The sequence below is a fragment of the Thalassobaculum litoreum DSM 18839 genome (assembly GCF_900102465.1).
Classification (GTDB): domain Bacteria; phylum Pseudomonadota; class Alphaproteobacteria; order Thalassobaculales; family Thalassobaculaceae; genus Thalassobaculum; species Thalassobaculum litoreum.
Genome location: NZ_FNBW01000051.1, coordinates 1 through 1,036, shown reverse-complemented (window position 1 = coordinate 1,036; position 1,036 = coordinate 1). Strand labels below are relative to the sequence as shown.

1 protein-coding gene is annotated in these 1,036 nt (G+C 68.1%); it reads left to right on the top strand.

Features of this window, described 5'->3' with window-relative positions; translation table 11 throughout:
• On the top strand, nt 1-1,036 hold a 1,036-nt coding region (locus tag BLS34_RS26150), incomplete at both ends, for a hypothetical protein (RefSeq protein ID WP_175474394.1).

Sequence of the window (1,036 nt, the reverse complement as noted above, 5' to 3'; positions counted from 1 at the left end):
GGCCCAGGAGGCGGTGCCGATTTCTCAGGCCTGGCCACCGACGTGCAGCAGCTGGTCGACCAGCTCGACCCGTTGGCCAAAGTCACCCGCGAGGCCAGCGACGCCGAAGAGCAGCTGCGCGCGTCCCATGAAAAGCTGACCGCCGAGGGCTACGATGTCGAGGCGCTGATCAAGTCACTTCAGCACGGCACCAAGGCCTATGCATTCGGGCTGGGAGCGGCTGCCCGAGCGGCGCGCGAGCAGGCCCAGGACACCGCTCTGGCTCTGCAGGTCCGCAAGCTCGAGGCCGAGGGCACCGAAGAGGCCCGCCAGGAGATCGTGCGGCTGACAGCGGCCCGAGAACTGGAGCGCCTGGAGAGCCGCCGTCAACAGGCGGTCATGGCGGCGGCGCCCGGCCAGATCGACGAGATCAACGCCGCTTACGCCGAGCTGCGCGCGGCGGTGTTGGCCACGCGCGACGCCGAGCTGGTCTGGTCATCCGGCCAGGACCAGGCGCTGAAGGCCCTGCGCGCAAATCTGGATCCCGTCGCGGAGAAATATCGCGATGTCGACCAGCAGGCGCAGCTGCTGCTGCGCGGGTTCGAGGCCGGCAAGCTCACCTATGAGCAGTACCTGGACCTGATCGGGCGGCTGGGCGACCAGGTGGAAGCCTGGGCCGTCACACAGAACCAGGCGGCCGACGCCGTGGCCCGCACCGCCAAGGATCTGGAGTTCCAGAACGAAGTGCGGCGCCTGGAACTGGAGAACACCGACGAGGCCCGCCGGCGGATAATCGCGCTGACCACGGCGCGCAAGCTGGAGCAGCTCGAGCTGGAGCGGGAACGGGAGCTGCTCGGCAAGAACAAAGAGCAGATCGACGCGGTCAACGCGGCCTACGACCGGATGCGCAAGGCCATCATGGACGAGGGCAAGGTCCGCGAGCTGGAGCGCCTGAATGATCTGGCCAACCCGCTCGCCGAGGCTTTCAAGACGGCGGCCGAGGGTATCCAGCGGGGCTTCAGCGATGCGTTCACCAACATCGCGCGCAACGGCAAGC